The organism is Microbacterium sp. CH-015 (assembly GCF_049707015.1).
Taxonomy (GTDB): Bacteria; Actinomycetota; Actinomycetes; order Actinomycetales; family Microbacteriaceae; genus Microbacterium; species Microbacterium aurum.
The window spans coordinates 190,473-206,885 of sequence record NZ_JBNAFJ010000003.1; the positions used below are offsets into that span (position 1 = coordinate 190,473).

At 68.0% G+C, this 16,413-nt stretch carries 17 protein-coding genes and 1 other annotated feature; of the genes, 8 read left to right on the forward strand and 9 right to left on the reverse strand.

The window, feature by feature from the left end; genetic code table 11:
- The first annotated feature begins 137 nt into the window (after nt 1-137).
- Together ACPYN4_RS07425 and ACPYN4_RS07430 are read left to right on the forward strand one after the other, a co-directional pair.
- Nucleotides 138-1,316 (forward strand): cobalamin-independent methionine synthase II family protein, encoded by a 1,179-nt coding sequence (locus ACPYN4_RS07425; protein WP_315551996.1) that lies wholly within the window; start codon nt 138-140, stop codon nt 1,314-1,316.
- Between the two features lie 128 nt (nt 1,317-1,444).
- Nucleotides 1,445-2,932: a peptide MFS transporter gene (locus ACPYN4_RS07430; RefSeq protein ID WP_281652068.1), complete on the forward strand. Its 1,488-nt coding sequence runs from the start codon at nt 1,445-1,447 to the stop codon at nt 2,930-2,932.
- A 9-nt stretch (nt 2,933-2,941) separates the two neighbouring features.
- Here ACPYN4_RS07430 and ACPYN4_RS07435 read toward each other — a convergent pair whose 3' ends face one another.
- The 4 genes from ACPYN4_RS07435 to ACPYN4_RS07450 form a co-directional block, all read right to left on the reverse strand.
- Nucleotides 2,942-3,352 carry a type II toxin-antitoxin system VapC family toxin gene (locus ACPYN4_RS07435; RefSeq protein WP_281652069.1) on the reverse strand — a complete coding sequence of 137 codons (411 nt, stop codon included), beginning with the start codon at nt 3,350-3,352 and terminating at the stop codon, nt 2,942-2,944.
- The gene (locus ACPYN4_RS07440) at nt 3,349-3,642 is read right to left on the reverse strand and encodes a type II toxin-antitoxin system VapB family antitoxin (protein ID WP_281652070.1); all 294 of its coding nucleotides are present in this window, start codon (nt 3,640-3,642) and stop codon (nt 3,349-3,351) included. The genes ACPYN4_RS07435 and ACPYN4_RS07440 overlap by 4 nt, the downstream gene beginning before the upstream one ends.
- Nucleotides 3,639-3,833, reverse strand: coding sequence for a recombinase family protein (locus ACPYN4_RS07445; protein ID WP_424446035.1), 195 nt, complete (start codon nt 3,831-3,833; stop codon nt 3,639-3,641). The genes ACPYN4_RS07440 and ACPYN4_RS07445 overlap by 4 nt, the downstream gene beginning before the upstream one ends.
- 143 nt (nt 3,834-3,976) lie before the next feature.
- Nucleotides 3,977-4,720 carry a phosphatase PAP2 family protein gene (locus ACPYN4_RS07450; RefSeq protein WP_348649236.1) on the reverse strand — a complete coding sequence of 248 codons (744 nt, stop codon included), beginning with the start codon at nt 4,718-4,720 and terminating at the stop codon, nt 3,977-3,979.
- 235 nt (nt 4,721-4,955) lie between these two features.
- Between ACPYN4_RS07450 and ACPYN4_RS07455 the strand changes: the two genes are divergently transcribed.
- Entirely contained in the window at nt 4,956-5,288 is a 333-nt protein-coding gene (locus tag ACPYN4_RS07455; protein ID WP_058630400.1) for a PadR family transcriptional regulator, read from the forward strand.
- Nucleotides 5,285-6,505, forward strand: coding sequence for a chromate efflux transporter (chrA, locus tag ACPYN4_RS07460; RefSeq protein WP_396656053.1), 1,221 nt, complete (start codon nt 5,285-5,287; stop codon nt 6,503-6,505). Before ACPYN4_RS07455 ends, chrA begins: the two co-directional genes overlap by 4 nt.
- Before the next feature lie 266 nt (nt 6,506-6,771).
- On the opposite strand, the gene ACPYN4_RS07465 is transcribed toward chrA, so the two are convergent.
- Genes ACPYN4_RS07465 through ACPYN4_RS07475 form a run of 3 tightly spaced genes read right to left on the reverse strand, consistent with a single transcriptional unit; the run spans nt 6,772 to nt 10,299 of the window.
- Nucleotides 6,772-8,010, reverse strand: coding sequence for an MFS transporter (locus tag ACPYN4_RS07465; RefSeq protein ID WP_281652072.1), 1,239 nt, complete (start codon nt 8,008-8,010; stop codon nt 6,772-6,774).
- Between the two features lie 4 nt (nt 8,011-8,014).
- The gene (locus ACPYN4_RS07470) at nt 8,015-9,919 is read right to left on the reverse strand and encodes a heavy metal translocating P-type ATPase (RefSeq protein WP_281652073.1); all 1,905 of its coding nucleotides are present in this window, start codon (nt 9,917-9,919) and stop codon (nt 8,015-8,017) included.
- Nucleotides 9,916-10,299: an ArsR/SmtB family transcription factor gene (locus tag ACPYN4_RS07475; RefSeq protein WP_281652074.1), complete on the reverse strand. Its 384-nt coding sequence runs from the start codon at nt 10,297-10,299 to the stop codon at nt 9,916-9,918. The genes ACPYN4_RS07470 and ACPYN4_RS07475 overlap by 4 nt, the downstream gene beginning before the upstream one ends.
- 522 nt (nt 10,300-10,821) lie before the next feature.
- On the opposite strand from ACPYN4_RS07475, the gene ACPYN4_RS07480 reads away from it, so the two are divergent.
- The 4 genes from ACPYN4_RS07480 (at nt 10,822) to purU (ending at nt 13,195) form a co-directional block, all read left to right on the forward strand.
- Nucleotides 10,822-11,451, forward strand: coding sequence for a cation transporter (locus ACPYN4_RS07480; protein WP_343224571.1), 630 nt, complete (start codon nt 10,822-10,824; stop codon nt 11,449-11,451).
- Nucleotides 11,452-11,560: 109 nt separating this feature from the next.
- Nucleotides 11,561-11,866 (forward strand): transposase, encoded by a 306-nt coding sequence (locus tag ACPYN4_RS07485; protein ID WP_239282253.1) that lies wholly within the window; start codon nt 11,561-11,563, stop codon nt 11,864-11,866.
- Nucleotides 11,833-11,936: a sequence feature (AL1L pseudoknot), on the forward strand. (Overlaps the previous gene by 34 nt.)
- Nucleotides 11,937-12,059: 123 nt before the next feature.
- Nucleotides 12,060-12,230 (forward strand): CsbD family protein, encoded by a 171-nt coding sequence (locus ACPYN4_RS07490; protein ID WP_315551988.1) that lies wholly within the window; start codon nt 12,060-12,062, stop codon nt 12,228-12,230.
- Nucleotides 12,231-12,313: 83 nt separating this feature from the next.
- Nucleotides 12,314-13,195: a formyltetrahydrofolate deformylase gene (gene purU, locus ACPYN4_RS07495; protein WP_076688690.1), complete on the forward strand. Its 882-nt coding sequence runs from the start codon at nt 12,314-12,316 to the stop codon at nt 13,193-13,195.
- Nucleotides 13,196-13,320: 125 nt separating this feature from the next.
- On the opposite strand, the gene ACPYN4_RS07500 is transcribed toward purU, so the two are convergent.
- Together ACPYN4_RS07500 and ACPYN4_RS07505 are read right to left on the reverse strand one after the other, a co-directional pair.
- The gene (locus ACPYN4_RS07500; protein WP_424446036.1) at nt 13,321-14,406 is read right to left on the reverse strand and encodes a serine hydrolase; all 1,086 of its coding nucleotides are present in this window, start codon (nt 14,404-14,406) and stop codon (nt 13,321-13,323) included.
- Nucleotides 14,403-16,382: a M13 family metallopeptidase gene (locus ACPYN4_RS07505; protein WP_424446037.1), complete on the reverse strand. Its 1,980-nt coding sequence runs from the start codon at nt 16,380-16,382 to the stop codon at nt 14,403-14,405. Before ACPYN4_RS07505 ends, ACPYN4_RS07500 begins: the two co-directional genes overlap by 4 nt.
- Between the last annotated feature and the right edge of the window lie 31 nt (nt 16,383-16,413).

Genomic DNA, 16,413 nt, shown 5'->3' on the forward strand with positions numbered 1-16,413 from the left:
ACCCCGACCGGCAGCCGTATCCTGGGCACGGCTCGAAAACCGGAAGCCTCCGCCTTGAGCAGCCTGCGCCCGACGCCGCTGCAAGAGCCTTCTGACACTCGCCCGCACGCCGGGCACCGTCCCTCAGGAGGAGACCCATGTCCGTTGCCACCACGACCGCCGGAAGCCTGCCCCGCACCGCCGCGCTGCTCGATGCCAACGCCGCCCGCACCTTCGCCGACGACGGCTTCACGCTGCAGTCGACGCCCGAGTTCGAGACGCTGACGGCGCAGGCCGTCGCCGACGTCGTCGAGCGCCAGCGCGCGACGGGCATCACGCTCGTCGGCGACGGGGAGTTCGGCAAGGCCATGACCGGCGCGGTCGACTACGGCGCGTGGTGGTCGTACTCGTTCCAGCGCGTGAGCGGCCTGTCGCTGACCGACGTCAACGCGTTCAACGAGCCGCCCGTCCGCTCCGAGCCGGGGAACATCCGCCTCACGAGCTTCCTCGACCGCCGCGACCGGCAGCTGTTCCCCGCCGTCTACGCCGAGGCCGTCGAGACCGGCCGGGGCGCCACCGCCTTCCCGACGACGACCGGACCGCTCTCGTACCGGGGTCAGGATGCCGTGGCCTCCGACATCCGCCACCTGACCGCCGCCCTGCGTCCCGGCGAGCAGGGCTTCCTCACCGCGATCGCTCCCGGATCGGCCGCGCGCGTGCGCAACGAGTTCTACGCGACCGATGAGGAGCACATCTTCGCGTGGGCCGACGCCCTCCGCGAGGAGTACCGCGCGATCGTCGACGCGGGCCTCATCCTGCAGCTCGACGACCCGTCGCTCGCGGAGAACTTCGACCAGATCAGCCCGGAGCCCGCGATCGCCGACTACCAGGCGTTCACGAAGATCCGCATCGACGCGATCAACCACGCGATCGCGGGGCTCCCCAAGGAGCAGGTGCGCCTGCACCTGTGCTGGGGCTCGTGGCACGGTCCGCACACGACCGACGTCGAGCTGAAGGACATCCTGCCCGTCGTGCTGCAGGCGAACGTCGGGTCGATCTCGTTCGAGGCGGGCAACGTCCGCCACGAGCACGAGTTCGCCGCGTGGGCGGATGCCGCGGTGCCGGACGATCTGGTCCTCGTGCCGGGCGTCGTCAGCCACGCGACGAACGTCGTCGAGCACCCCGAACTCGTCGCGCAGCGCATCCGCCGGTTCACCGACATCGTGGGTGCCGACCGCGTCATCGCCTCGACCGACTGCGGCCTGGGCGGGCGCATCCACCCCGACATCGCGTGGGCGAAGCTGGAGTCGCTCGGCGAGGGCGCGCGCCGCGCCTGAGCGACCGGCGGAGCCGGACGGCCTCGCCCCGGCGAGGCCTGTCCGGCAGGATCTGTCCGGCGGGGCCGGGCCGGCGGGGCCGGGCAGGGCACTGCCGCCGCGACCCCCGCGACCAGTAACGTCGGAGCATGAGTTCCCGCAGCCCCGCGGCCCGCACGCCCGCCGGCCCCGCGCAGGGCGACCGCGACACCCGCTTCGTCGGCCAGCCGTGGGGGCTCGCGCACGTCTTCGGGGTGGAGATGTGGGAGCGGTTCAGCTTCTACGGCATGCAGGGCATCCTGCTCATCTACCTGTACTACTCCGCCACGCAGGGCGGGCTGGGGATCGAGCAGAGCGTCGCCGCCGGCATCGTGGGGGCCTACGGCGGCGCCGTGTACCTGTCGACGATCCTCGGTGCGTGGATCGCCGACCGCATCCTCGGCGCGGAACGCGTGCTGTTCCTCAGCGCGATCGTCATCATGGCCGGCCACATCGCGCTCGCACTGCTGCCGGGATTCCTCGGGGTCGGTGTCGGCCTCGTGCTCGTCGCGATCGGCTCCGGCGGCCTCAAGGCGACCGCGACGAGCGTCGTCGGCACGCTGTACGCGCCGGACGACACGCGGCGGGATGCCGGGTTCTCGCTCTTCTACCTCGGCATCAACCTCGGCGCGTTCGCGGGCCCGCTGCTGACCGGGCTGCTGCAGTCGACCCTCGGCTTCCACTGGGGCTTCGGCCTCGCCGCGGTCGGGATGGCGCTCGGCCTCCTGCAGTACTCGTTCGGCCGCAAGGCGCTGCCCGACGAGGCGCGCCACGTGCCCAACCCGCTGCCGCGGGGGCGCTACCCGCTCATGATCGGCATCGCGGCGGCCGGGGTCGTCGTCCTCGTCCTGCTGGTCCTCATCGGGGTCATCCGCGCCGACAACCTCTCGCTCATCGTCATCATCGCCGTCACCGGCGCGGCCATCGCCTACTTCGCGGTCATCCTCTCGAGCCGTCGCATCACCTCCGACGAGCGCAGCCGGGTGTGGGGCTTCCTGCCGCTGTTCCTCACCTCGGTCGCGTTCTGGTCGCTGTACCAGCAGCAGTTCACGGTGCTCACGGTGTACTCCGACAAGCGCCTGAACCGCGACCTGTTCGGGTGGGAGATGCCGGTCTCGTGGGTCAACTCGATCAACCCGATCTTCATCATCGTCCTGTCCGGCGTCTTCGCCGCGATCTGGACGAAGCTCGGCAGCCGGCAGCCGTCCACGCCGGTGAAGTTCGGCCTCGCGGCGATCGTGATGGGGGCCGCATTCCTGCTGTTCCTGCCGTTCGCCGGCGGCGGCGAGAACTCGACCCCGCTGCTCGCGATCGTCGGCATCCTCTTCGTCTTCACCGTCGCCGAGCTGCTGCTCTCGCCGGTGGGGCTCTCGGTCACCACGAAGCTCGCCCCCGAGGCGTTCCACACCCAGATGGTCGCGCTGTTCTTCCTGTCGGTCTCGCTCGGCACGGCGATCTCGGGTCAGCTCGCGACGCTGTACAACCCCGACGACGAGGTGCCCTACTTCTCGTCGCTCGGGCTCATCGCCATCGCCGTCGGCGTCGTGCTGCTGCTGTTCGCGAAGCCCGTGCTGAAGCTCATGCGCGGGGTGCGCTGACCGCAAGCGTTACGCGAGCTCGTCCAGCTCCTCCAGCGCCGAGCGGATGCCGGTGCGTGTGAATCCGTCGCCGGCATAGAGCAACGGCTCGTCCCGCACGTGGGCCAGCGCGAAGCTGTAGGTGTCGCCGAGGTTGAGACGTGCGGTATGGCCGCTGCCGCGACCGAAGTCGCGGTACGCGTCGCTGGCGGCATCCGCCTGCGCCTCGTCGAACGGGACGATCTCGATGTGGAACCGCGCGAGCAGCCCATCGAGCGCGCGACGCCCCTCGCGCCCGAGGTACCCCGTCACGACGACGCGCGCCTCAACGAGGACGGGGGACGCCATGATCGCCTCTTCGGCGAGCAGGATCTCCACGAGCTGCTCGTATCCGGGTTCCTTGCGGATGATCGCGATCAACGCCGACGAGTCGACGATCACTTCGGCAGCCCCATCTCGTCGTAGAGCCAGTCGTCGGCGTTCGCCATGGCATCCCGCTGCTCCTGGGTCGTCTCCCGGTGAAGCTGCTCGACGATGCGCTCGACCGCCTTCCGGCGCCGCTCGCGCTCCTCCGGGGGGAACTTCCCGGGGCGCACACCGGCGGATCTCCGCAGCTCGTCGAGGCGGCGGCGGACGGCCTCCTCGACGGCGCTCGTCTGGCTCACCCCCGTCAGCGCAGCGAGCTCGCGCACGAGAGCGTGAGTCTGCTCATTCTTGATGTTGAGGCTCATGTCCTGATTCTACCGTGGTAGATACCACGGCGGTAGAACGCTGCCGGATGCCGGCGGTCCCGGCATCCGTATCGCGATTCGCCGTGGTCGACGAACACTCGTTCGCAGCCGGCGGCGCGCAGCTCGGCCTCCTGCGCGTCGGGATTCTGCTCACGCTTGGAGACTCGGGCGTAGCCGATTTCGTGTGCCATGCCGAAAACGGTACCGTCCGGATTTCGGACCGATTCGGTTTCGGCAGGGGGTTTCGGCGGGCTCAATCTCGGCGTGTCGTGGAGCGTGGCGGCTGTGTGCGTCGGCACGCCCGAATCGATCGTTTACGGCGGGGTGTATGCGCTCACGCGTCAGGTTTTGGCTCACTACTCGTTTCCTGCAGGCTGCTCTTTGATGGTTCAGCTTGGAGCGACTTCCTGACGCGGGCGGTCAAGTACAGGCGGTGCGCGGTGATGACGAGGGCAAGCCACCCGGCTCCGAGGAAGTAGGCCGCGAGGACGTCTGTGAACCAGTGGTGCCCGAGGTACACCCGGGTCGCCCCGATTGCGACGGCAAAGGTCGCGGCGATGGTGATCGTGATGATCCTGGTGGTCAGGCGTTGTTGGCGAAGGATGAGCAGGTAGGCGATGATGCCCGCGATCACCACGGCGTTGAGAGCGTGACCGCTGGGAAACGAGGGGGAATGCTCGTAGGGCGGGACGGCGTCGGTGAGATCGGGGCGTGCTCTGCCGATGAGGTTCTTTCCCGCGATCGTCATCAGCAGAGAGCCGATTCCGGCTGCTGTGATGAGTAGGGCGGGGGTCCATGAGTGTCGACGGATCGTGAGAATGATGATTGCGAGAACGGCGATGATCGGCATTCCGATCACTCCCGCGACGTCGGTGAGGGCAGTCGCGGCGGTGTCGAGCCATGGCGTGCGGATGCTGATGGCTGCGGCGAGGAGTGGCTTGTCGAGCCCGGCGACACCGTCGGACTCTGTGACCGCTTCGTAGATCTCGGCGGCGATGGCGGTGAGCGCGACGACGGCGACCATGCCGATGACCAGCGTGGTGGTCAAAGTGGCGTAGGGCCCCAACCACTGGGTCACGCGAGCAAGCTGACGCCCGAGCCGGGAGCGCCATGTCGTGAGATCTCGATCTCCGATGAATCGGTCCCGGCGCGTGTCATCGCCGTTCTTGTCCAAGGAGTCTGCGTCTTCGGGCGGTGGCTTCATCATGTCCTCTCGCGACGTCGATCGATTCAGCGCGGAGATCCCGTTGTGGTTCACCGGACATTCATCTTCGTTATCGATTCTCGCTATCGTAATCCGCTATAACGGATTCATGGCAGTTGAAGTGTCAGCGGACGACCTCAATGAGTACCGCGATCTACTCGGGGGGCTGGTGAGCATGCACGTGCTGCACCATGCATCGGAAGAGGAGATCTACGGGGCGTGGATGATCGAAGAGCTGGCCGGACACGGGTACCGCCTGTCCGCGGGCACCCTTTATCCCATGCTCCACAAGATGGTCCGCAACGGATACCTCACCGTGCGAACCGAACGCGATGGTCGCACCGCCAGGAAGTTGTACGCCGCCACCGACAAAGGTCGTCGCGGGCTCGCCGTAGCGCGAGAACAGATGCGGATCTTCACAGGGAAGGGCCCGGAAGCGTGACCGTGAATGCTGACGTTTCGCAGCCATCACGCCAGGGCTCGAGCGCGGAAGTGCTGCGAGTGTTCTCCAAGCTCGGCGTCACCTCGTTCGGCGGCCCGATCGCGCACCTGGGATATTTCCGAGACGAGCTCGTCCAACGACGCCGATGGCTCAACGACACCGAATACGGGGATCTGGTCGCCCTCAGCCAGTTTCTCCCCGGCCCCGCCTCCAGCCAGGTCGGCTTCGGGCTCGGCTTGTTCCGAGCAGGCCCCATGGGTGCGATCGCCGCGTTCCTCGCCTTCACGCTCCCATCCGCCGCGCTCATGGTCGCTTTCGCCTACGGTGCCCCGTTGTTCGAAGGAGCCGTGGGGGCTGGCATCCTCACCGGACTCAAGGTCGTCGCGGTCGCCATCGTCGCGCAGGCCGTGTGGGGAATGGCGCGCTCCCTCACCCCTGACGCCACCCGGGCATCGATCGCCGTGGTGGCCGCAGCCAGCGCCCTCCTCCTCACCGGGTCGGCGGGTCAGATCGGCGCGATCGTGGTCGGAGCCCTCGCAGGGTTGTTCCTCTGCCGCGGCTCCGCCACCGCAGCCTCGGCCATGGTTCGGTTCCCGGTCACTCGTCTCGCAGGGATCATCTCGCTGATCCTTTTCATCGTGCTGCTCGTCGGCCTACCGGTGCTCGCAGCGACCACACAGTCGGGATCTCTCGCCCTCTTCGACACCTTCTACCGGGCCGGCGCATTCGTCTTCGGCGGCGGGCACGTCGTTCTCCCCCTGCTGCAAAGCGGCCTCGTCGACACCGGCTGGATCACATCCGACCAGTTCCTCGCCGGATACGGCGCCGCCCAAGCCGTACCCGGACCACTGTTCACCTTCGCCGCGTACCTCGGCACCCTCTCAACCGTCGGACCGGGCGGCGTCGCGGGAGCAGCGATCGCCCTTGCCGCCGTATTCCTTCCCGGGTTCCTTCTCATCGCCGGCGTACTGCCCTTCTGGAACGACTTCCGGTCCCAACCCTGGGCGCAGGCCCTCATGCGCGGCGCGAACGCCGCCGTCGTAGGCATCCTGGCAGCTGCACTCTACGACCCCGTCTTCACGACCGCGATCACCGGAACCGGCCCATTCGTACTCGCACTGACCTGCTTCGTGCTCCTCACCGCCTGGAGAATGCCGGCCTGGGCCGTGGTCCTCGTCGGAGCCGGCGGCGGCATCCTCGTCTCCCTCGTCAGCTGACCGAAAAGCCGACTCAACCTCGCCGGATACGTCTGCCGAAACGTAGATGCGGCTGGGGTGTGGATCACAGCGCTCCGTGGCGGCGTTCTGGTGTCGCTACGCGGCGTGCCTATAGCAGCTTCGGTTTGGATGCGAGCGCTGACGGCCTTGCGAAGAGGGCGCCCGTTCTCTGCGCTCCAGTCGGTCGGATCGGGGAAGGGCGGTTACAGATAACGGCCGGTAGGGGGCGCGGCGAGTGGCAGTCCGGGCTTGATGGCCGAGTCGTCTCAGGTGGTCCGTATCGGTCGAACTGTGGGCCGGGGCCGTGTTGTCGCGGCGGTCACTACGACTCCGCCGCAGGCAATCGCGGCGATGAGGAACAGGGCTGTTGCTGCACCGAAGAGGCTTACTGATCCGACCCATCCGGCGATGGGGTAGGTGATGAGAAAGCAGGCGTGGGACAGCGCGAATTGGGCGGTGTAGACGAGGTTGCGGTTGGTGGGGGTAGAGGCGTCCGCGAGGAGCCGAGACGAGGGCGTGTTGATGAGTGACGTTCCGATTCCGAGGACGCCCCAAACCGCCAGGAGGAGGGGCCAGTCGACGGAGGGGCTGACGAAGAACCCGGAGACGCCCATCGCGGCGGCGAGGCCAGCGGCGATGATGAACGCGCCGGTGATCATGGTGGGGATCACGCCGAACCGTTCGACGAGCCACGGGATTGTCAGGGCGGTGAGGAGGGAGCCGGCGCCGTAGGCGCTGAGAGTGAGGGCGAGGGCGGAGGGGTCGTAATGGAAGGTTGCTTGGACGTAGACGACGGAGTTCACGAGGACGATTGCGGTGCCGGCGCCGACGACGAGGTTGGTGCACATCACGAATCGCAGCGTGGGTGTGCGGGCAAACACCTTGAGTCCGATGGGCAGTCGCTGCCAGAACGTGCCGGGCGAAGTGTCGCGCTCGAGGTGCGGGAGTGTGGTGATGAGCACGAGGACGGCCGAACTGGCGAACCCCAACGCGGTGCCCAGGAACAGATTGTTATAGGTGACCACGGTGAGTAGGGCGGCAGCGATGATGGGGCTGACGAGGGCTTCGAGGTCGTAGGCAAGTCTGGCGAGGGAGAGCGCGCGGGTGTAGTCGCGGGTGTCGGGGAGAACGCTGGGGATGAGGGACTGGAACGCTGGCGTGAACGTTGCGGACGCTGACTGCAGGACGAACACCAGCACGTAGATCTGCCACGTTTCCGATACCCATGGCAGGGACAGCGCGATCGCGAGGCGGATGAGGTCGGCGCCAACGAGGACCACCTTTTTGGGAAGCCGGTCGACCAGGGCTGCCATGAGGGGTGCGACCCCGACGTAGGCGACCATTTTGATCGTCAGCGCCGTTCCCAGGACCGCGCCGGCCGCGCCGCCGGCCAGGTCAAACGCGAGCAGCCCCAGCGCGACGGTGAGCAAGCCTGTACCGAGCAGCGCGAGGACCTGTGCGGAAAAGAGGTTTCGGTACGTACTGTTTCGGAGGACCCGGATCACCGATCTACTTCCAAGCGGAGCGGCGGAGCAGGCGGAGCCCGTTGAGGGCGACGATGACGGTCGATCCTTCGTGGCCGGCGACAGCGAGCGGGAGCGGGAGGGTGCCGAGGAGGTCCCAAAGGACAAGCGTGGCGATGAAGGTGCCGGCGATGATGAGGTTCGCGATGACGAACCGCCGTGCCCGGCGAGACAAAGTGATGACGTTGGGGATGGCGCTGAGGTCGTCACGGATGATGATCGCGTCCGCGGTATCCAGAGCCAGATCGGACCCGTGGCGGCCCATCGCGACGCCCACGGTGGCGGTGGCCAGGGCGGGGGCATCGTTCACTCCGTCGCCGACGACCATGACGGCCGTTCCCGACGCTTCCAGTTCGCGGACGACATCCGCTTTGTCCTGGGGAAGAAGGCGTGCGTGCACCTGAGCGATGCCGGTGCGGGCGCCGATTGCCTGAGCGGTCACCTCGTTGTCGCCGGTGAGGAGGTGAACGCGCCCGGTTGTAACGGCGGAGAGCCGGTCGACGACGGCGGCCGCATCGGGGCGGAGGGCGTCGTCGAGGTCGATCGTTCCTACCGGAACGCCGTCGATCGTGACGGTGACAACGGTGCCGATCCGGTCGACGTGCTCGGTCTCGTCCTGTGAGACCCGCATACGATGACCGTCCACGGTTCCTTCCACTCCCACCCCCGGGATGGCCCGGAAATCGGTCGCCGCCGGGATGTCAAGGTGGGCGGCGGCCCGCATGATGGCCTGACCGAGCGGGTGCTCGCTTTGCTGTTCGACAGCGGCGGCGAGGCGCAGAACGTCATCGACGCTGTATGGGCCGCGGGGGTCGACGGTTCGGACGACGGGTGCGCCTTCGGTGAGGGTGCCGGTCTTATCGAAGGCAACCAGCTGTGTGCGGCCGATCTGTTCCATAACGGTGGCGGATTTTACGAGCACACCGTGGCGGCCAGCGTTGGCGATCGAGGCCAGCAGCGGCGGCATGGTCGACAACACCACTGCGCATGGGGACGCGACGATCATGAACGTGATCGCGCGCAGCAATGCCGCCTGGAAGTCTTCGCCCAGTGCCAGGGGGAGGAAGAACACCACGAGGGTCGCGATGACCACGCCGAGGGAGTACCGCTGCTCCACCTTCTCGATGAAAAGCTGTGTCTTCGCCTTCGTGGCGGACGCCGTTTCGACCATTGCCACGACGCGGGCGATGACGGATTCGGAGGCGGGGCGTCCTACGCGCACCCGAAGCGCGCCGGTGCCGTTGACCGTTCCGGAGAGTACGGGGTCACCGGGGCCGCGGCGCACGGGAACTGACTCGCCAGTCATCGCGGCCTGGTCGACCTCGGAGGTTCCCTCGATCACGTCACCGTCCGCGCCAATACGTTCGCCGGGACGGACGAGGATCACATCTCCCGCGCCGAGCTCGGCTGTCTCTACCGTCTCCAGTTCCTCGGTGGGACCCACGCCGAGAACGCGGGTCGCGGTTTCGGGTGCGAGCGTGAGCAAAGACGAAACGGAATCGGCGGTTCGCTGCGTCACTAGAGCCTCCAAGGCTCCGGAGGTGGCGAAGATGACGATGAGCAGAGCCCCATCGAAAACCTGCCCGATGGATGCTGCCGCGATCGCCGCGACGATCATTAGCAGGTCAACGTCGAGCGATTTCTCTCGCAACGCCTGGATGCCGGCCCAGGCCGGCTCCCAGCCGCCGGCGGCGTAGCAGGCGAGGTAGATCGACCACCACAGCCACTCAGGCGCTCCCGCGAGTTGCAGGGGCCAGGCGATGAGGAAGAGCGCGAGAGCGAGGGCGGCCCACCGCACCTCGGGAAGACGGGCGCCGGTAACGAAGATGGAGGGAGGCTTGGCAAGGGTGCGCCCGCCTGTGCGGACGGGGGTGTCGGTGAGGATGCTCACGGCTCGTTGAGCGCCGTTCGGGAGTCGTCCGCCTGGCGGTGGTGGTGCGGGGTCCCGCCGAGGGAGTGCTCGGCTTGGAAGATGGCATCGGCGACGAGCTGCTGAGCATGCTCGTTAGCGAGGCGGTAGAAGATGCGTGTGCCGTCCTGTCGGGTGGCGACGATGCGCGCCAGGCGCATCTTCGCGAGATGCTGCGACACTGCCGCGGGGGACTTGTCCACGATGTCGGCCAGATGATTCACGGACAGTTCGCCCCCGTCACGCAGCGCCATGATGATGCGCACGCGGGTGGCATCGGCCAGCATCGCGAACACCTCTACGGCGAGCTCGACGAACTCACTCTCCGGGAGGCGGCCGCACTTCGCGTAATCTGCATTCATACGCAAATTATGACACGTCGCGTGTCGAAGGAGCCGCTGGTGACAAACAAGAGGAAAAATCGTCCGGCTGCCGGGCTGTTTGAGCAGGATCAGACGATCGTGGTGGTATGCCGAGGAGGTGACTGCGGGAGCCGCCGCAAGCACCCCGAGGTCGACCACGTGGGGCAGCTTCGCCGGATGCGCGAGGGACTCGACGGCGCAGCGCTTGTTGTCACCAGCAAGTGCCTGGACGCGTGCGAGCACTCCAACGTCGTCGTCATCGTCCCTGGTGCGGAGGCTCGGGAGACGGACCCTACCCCGGTATGGCTCGGTACGGTGAACGACGAGGACACCACGGAAGGTGTTGTCGAGTGGGTCAGCGCCGGGGGACCCGCGACGGCGCCGACGTCCGTCGCCGTCCACCTTGCTCGATTTACCCCGACTCGCCTGAGTCGACATGAGCTCGAGGGAGACGCGGTACTGCTGCCGAAGTAGACCCGCGGCTCGGTAACGCCCCGCCTTCATACTCCCCAATCACGCACCGTGAGCGGGCGTGCTGTCATCGGTCGCGCGGTCACGCAATGGGAACATGTCACCATGCAAACCCTCCGACGCGTTGTCCTCGTGGTGGCGCTCCTGAATCTGGCCTACTTCGTCGTGGAGTTCACCGTCGCACTGACCATCGGATCCGTGTCACTGTTCGCAGACAGTGTTGACTTCCTCGAAGATGCTCTCATCAACTTGCTGATCTTCGCGGCGCTCCCGTGGGCGGCCGCACGTCGCCGGATTGTGGGTTCTGTCTTGGCGTTCGTGATCCTCGTCCCCGCAGCTGCGACGATACTGATGGCCATCGCGAAGATCATCGATCCTGTGCCACCTGAGCCGTCCGCTCTTACCCTCACCGCTATCGGCGCCCTCTCGGTCAACCTCACCGCGGCGGTCCTCCTCGCGCGACACCGTCGTCACAGCGGCAGCCTGACAAAGGCCGCGTGGTTGTCGGCCCGCAATGACGCATTCGCCAACATCGCCATCATCCTCGTCGGCGTCCTCACGCTCTGGTTCGCCACCGGCTGGCTCGACATCCTCGTCGGCATCGGCATCGGTCTTCTCAACGCCGACGCCGCACGGGCCGTGTGGAAAGCGGCCCGCACCGAAACTGACCCCACCCCATAACCTGATCAGCCCACAATCAAGCCCCGACCCTTCCTGGGCAATGGCTCGTAGTCCGAGGGCGTGAATCGGCCTGACTTTCGTTCCGTTCTTCAAGCAAGGATGGAACACGATGAACAGGAAGTACTCGCCGGAGATGCGTGAGCGTGCGTTGCGGATGCTCGCCGAGGCGCGGCCGGAGCACCCGAACCTGATGAGCGCGGTCCGTCACGTGGCCGGGCTGCTCGGGATGAGCCCGGAGACGTTGCGCCTCTGGCAGCGCCGGTACGAGGTCGACGCCGGCACCAAGCCCGGGCTCACGACCGACGCCGCTCAGCGGATCAAGCAGCTGGAGAAGGAGGTCTCAGAGTTGCGGAAGGCGAACGAGATCCTCAAGGCTGCGAGCGTGTTTTTCGCGAAGGAGCTCGACCGCCCCTGACCGAGATGATCCGGTTCATCGACGAGCACCGGGATCGTTTCGGGGTCGAGCTCATCTGCCGCGTCCTCCGGCCGGCAGTGCAGGGCTACGGCACGAGTCGGTATCCGTCAACCCCATCGGTTTGCGCCGGGCTCCGACCTACCGTGGAGACAGATGGCCGGTGCACGACCGGTCGCCGCCGAAAGGAGACTTCATGGGATTCGACGACAAGATCAAGAACACCGCACAGGACCTCGGTGGCAAGGCGAAGGAAGCCGCCGGCAAGGTCACCGACAACGAGCGCCTTCAGGCGGAGGGCCAGGCCGACCAGGTCGAGGCCAACGTCAAGAAGGCCGGCGAGAACGTGAAGGACGCTTTCAAGTAAGCCCCCTGAGCACTCCCCCCGTGAGGCCCCCGCCGATGTCGGCGGGGGCCTCACGGCCTGCTGGGATCGGGCAGAATCGATCCATGCCTCCCGTGCACAGTCCCTATCTCCCGGCCGATCACGCCTGCCTCATCGTGCACGGCAGCGACAAGCCCGGAATCGTCGCGGCGGTGTCGGCGATGATCACCCGCATCGGCGGCAACATCGTCGCGTTCGACCAGTTCTCCGACGACCACCGGGGCGGGGCGTACTTCCAGCGGGTCGTGTTCCACCGGCCCGGCTTCGCCGCCGACCGCCCGGCGATCGAGGTGGAGATCGCGTCGACCCTCGCGGACTTCGAGCTGGAGTGGAACCTGACCGACCAGTCGGTGCCCAAGCGCATGGCGATCCTCGCCAGCAAGCAGGACCACTGCCTGCTCGACCTGCTGTGGCGCCACCGCCGGGGTGACCTGCCGGTCACGATCCCGATGGTGATCTCCAACCACACCACCACCGCCGAGGACGTCCGCAGCTTCGGGGTGCCGTTCTTCCACGTGCCGTCGGTGGCGGGGCCGGACAAGTCGGCGTCGGAGGCGGAGATCCTGAAGCTGCTCGTCGGCAACGTCGACTTCGTCGTGCTCGCGCGTTACATGCAGATCCTGTCGCCGGAGTTCCTCGAGCAGCTCGGGGTGCCGGTCATCAACATCCACCACTCGTTCCTGCCGGCCTTCATCGGCGCCGAGCCCTACCGCAAGGCCAAGGAGCGCGGCGTCAAGCTCATCGGCGCGACGAGCCACTACGTCACCGGCGACCTCGACGAGGGACCGATCATCGAGCAGGACACCGTGCGCGTGACGCATGCCGAATCGGCCACCGAGCTGGCCCGCCGCGGCGCCGACGTCGAACGCCAGGTGCTCTCGCGCGCCGTGCTGTGGCACGCGCAGGACCGCGTGATCCGGCACGGCAACCACACGATCGTGTTCTGAGGGCTCGGCCCCGCCCTCGATATCTCGCGAACCCTTACCTCCCCACCGAACCCTCACCGCCCCGCGCGCGCAGGGACGAGGGTTCGGCACAGGGACATGGGTTCGGCGGATGAGGGCTGCCGCCCTCAGTACGCGTACTCCATGAGGTCGAGGCCCAGAGCGCGGAACGCCTCGTGCGCACGCACCCGGTGCGCGACCGACAGGTCGTCGAAGCAGACGATCAGGGCGTAGGCGGCGCCGGCGCGGGGTCCGGCGATGACGCCGGCCTCGGCACGGATGCCGTCGGCGCGCCCGGTCTTGTTCACGAACAGCAGCCCGTGGCGGTCGTCATCGTGGGCGAACGGGTCCAGGGCCGTGCTCGCGCCGACGAGCGCGAGGTCCTGGTTCAGGCTCAGCCACTCCGACACCTGCGCGCTGACGGCGGGCGAGACGACGTGCGCGTTCACGAGCGCGGCGAACAGCGCCGCGAGCTCGCCGGTCGAGGCGAGCGCCACGTGCGGCGCGTCGTCGGGGCCGCGCGTATCGCGGAATCCGTCGAGCAGCGCCGTCTTGACGAGGCCGATCTGCTCCACGCGGGCGCGCACCGCGTCGAGCCCGACGCGCGCGAGCAGCGCGTTGGCCGCCGTCGCATCGGATGCCGCGGCCGCGAGCACCGCCAGATCGCTCACCGGCAGCGCAGGCGCCTTCAGCTGGTGCCAGAGACCGCCGACGGTCACCGGATCCACCGCCGTGCGCTCGATGATCTGCAGCGGATCGAGCGTGCCCGCCTCGATCTGCGCCGCCACCTCGATCAGCAGCGGGACGACGCCGAGGCCGGCGACCGGCAGCGTCAGATGGTCGTCGCCGACGAGCACGGCCTCGCCGCTGTCGATGTCGGCGACACGCACCGACACCTGCGCCCCCGCGGCCGACAGCGCATCGAGAGCCTTCAGCGTCCCGAGGAACGACCGCGCCCGCAGCGCGGAGCGCCGCGGCGGAACAGCCCCCGACGCCGCGCCACGCCGGAGCGCCCGACCCCCGGTATCCGCCCGCGTCGCAGCATCCGCCCGACCCCCAGCATCCGCCCGCGTCGCAGCGTCCGCCCGCGCCCCGGCATCCGCCCGCGCCTCTCCCGCCGCCTGCCCGCGCCGCGCGCTGCGACCTCCCGAGCGGGTCGCGGCCCGCTCGGGCTCCTCCGCGCCGGAGCGGCGCGTGCGGCCGGGCTCGTTCACCAGATGGTGACGCGCTGCTGCTCGTCCAGCCAGAGGGCATCGCCCTCGGTGACGTCGAACGCGCGATAGAATTCGTCGACGTTGCGCACGATCTGGTTGCAGCGGAACTCGTTGGGCGAGTGCGGGTCGATCGTCAGCAGCCGGATCGTCTCGGCATCCCGCCCCTTCTGCTGCCAGATCTGCCCCCAGCTCAGCAGCAGGCGCTGGATGCCGGTGAACCCGTCGATCACGGGACCGTCACCCTCGGCGCCGGTGGCGGCCAGGTGCAGGCGATATGCCTTGATAGCGATCCCGAGCCCGCCGAGGTCGCCGATGTTCTCGCCGATCGTGAGCGCGCCGTTGACGTGGTGCTCCGGCGCGAGACCCTGCGGCACGAGCGCGTCGTACTGGGCGATCAGGGCGCCGGTGCGCTCCTGGAAGGCGGCGCGGTCCTCATCGGTCCACCAGTCGTGGAGGGCCCCGGTGCCGTCGAACGCCGACCCCTGGTCGTCGAAGCCGTGGCCGATCTCGTGCCCGATGACCGCGCCGATGCCGCCGTAGTTGGCCGCGGCATCCCGATCCACTTCGAAGAACGGGTGCTGGAGGATCGCGGCCGGGAAGACGATCTCGTTCATGAGCGGGTTGTAGTACGCGTTGACCGTCTGCGGGGTCATGTACCACTCGTCGCGGTCGATCGGCTGGCCGAGCTTGGCCAGCTGCCGCTCGTGCTCCCAGGTGTTGGTGCGACGGACGTTGCCGATGAGGTCGGCCGGGTCGACCTCGAGCGCGCTGTAGTCCTTCCATTTCACCGGGTAGCCGACCTTCGGGGTGAAGGCGGCGAGCTTCTCCAGCGCGCGCTCGCGTGTGGCCGGCGTCATCCACTCCAGCTGCGAGATCGACTGCCGGTAGGCCTCGATGAGGTTCGCGACGAGTTCGTCCATCGCCGTCTTCGCCGCCGGCGGGAAGTGCCGCTCCACGTACACCTTGCCGACGGCCTCGCCCATCGCCGCCTCGACGAAGCTCACGCCCCGCTTCCAGCGTTCGCGGTTGACGGGAACGCCCGTCAGCTCGGTGCCGTAGAACGCGAAGTTCGCGTCGACGAAGGCGCTCGACAGGAACGCCGCGTTCGCCCGGACGACGTGCAGCCGCAGCCACGCCTTCCAGTCCTCGAGGCGGTCGTCCACGAGCAGCGTTCCGAGGCCCTCGAGGTAGCTCGGCTCGTTGACGTTGATCTCGGCGAACCCGTCGCGGTGCGCGGGAGCCACAGCCTCGAGCCACGGGTCGAGGTCGACGCCGATGAGCCGCTGCACGTCGTCCCACGTCATGAGGTTGTAGGTCGCGACGGCGTCGCGCGTGCGCACGTTGTCCCAGTGGTAGGTGGCGAGCTCCGTCTCCAGCGCGAGCACGCGGTCGGCCTGCGCATCGGCATCCGCGACACCGGCCAGCCCCAGCACGGTGTGGACGTACCCGCGGAACGCGACCCGCGTCTTGTCGAAGTTCTCCAGGCGGTAGTAGCTCTCGTCCGGCAGCGACAGCCCCGACTGCACGAAGAACGCGACGTAGCGCTCGGGGTTGCCGGGATCGGGCTCGATGTAGGTGCCGACGATGCCGCCGACGCCCTCGCGCTCCAGTTCGCCGACCACCCGCAGGAACGCCGGGATCGAGTCGATCGCGTCGACCCGCGCCAGCTGATCCTGCAGCGGGGCGGCGCCGAGCGCCTCGATGCGCTCGGTGTCCATGAAGCTCGTGAACAGGTCGCCGATCTTGCGGGCCTCGGTGCCCGGCTCGGCATCCACCACCTCTTCGATGATCGCGCGCACGTCCTTCTCGGCCTGCTCCGCGATGAGGTGGAACGACCCCCACCGCGCCTTGTCCTCGGGGATCTCGGTGCGCTCCAGCCACGCCCCGTTGACGTGGCGGAAGAGGTCGTCCTGGGGGCGGATGCCGGGGCTCAGCTCGGACAGCTCGATACCCGAGCGCAGGGGGGTCGCGGTCATGCGTAACAGGATACGCGCCGCCGCCCGCGGC

Coding starts and splice junctions, on each gene's coding strand:
- ACPYN4_RS07505 (WP_424446037.1), bottom strand. CDS start 16,382: ATGACCGCGACCCCCCTGCGCTCGGGTATCGAGCTGTCCGAGCTGAGC.
- ACPYN4_RS07430 (WP_281652068.1), top strand. CDS start 1,445: ATGAGTTCCCGCAGCCCCGCGGCCCGCACGCCCGCCGGCCCCGCGCAG.
- ACPYN4_RS07490 (WP_315551988.1), top strand. CDS start 12,060: ATGGGATTCGACGACAAGATCAAGAACACCGCACAGGACCTCGGTGGC.
- ACPYN4_RS07475 (WP_281652074.1), bottom strand. CDS start 10,299: ATGAATGCAGATTACGCGAAGTGCGGCCGCCTCCCGGAGAGTGAGTTC.
- ACPYN4_RS07440 (WP_281652070.1), bottom strand. CDS start 3,642: ATGAGCCTCAACATCAAGAATGAGCAGACTCACGCTCTCGTGCGCGAG.
- ACPYN4_RS07485 (WP_239282253.1), top strand. CDS start 11,561: ATGAACAGGAAGTACTCGCCGGAGATGCGTGAGCGTGCGTTGCGGATG.
- ACPYN4_RS07455 (WP_058630400.1), top strand. CDS start 4,956: ATGGCAGTTGAAGTGTCAGCGGACGACCTCAATGAGTACCGCGATCTA.
- ACPYN4_RS07425 (WP_315551996.1), top strand. CDS start 138: ATGTCCGTTGCCACCACGACCGCCGGAAGCCTGCCCCGCACCGCCGCG.
- ACPYN4_RS07445 (WP_424446035.1), bottom strand. CDS start 3,833: ATGGCACACGAAATCGGCTACGCCCGAGTCTCCAAGCGTGAGCAGAAT.
- purU (WP_076688690.1), top strand. CDS start 12,314: ATGCCTCCCGTGCACAGTCCCTATCTCCCGGCCGATCACGCCTGCCTC.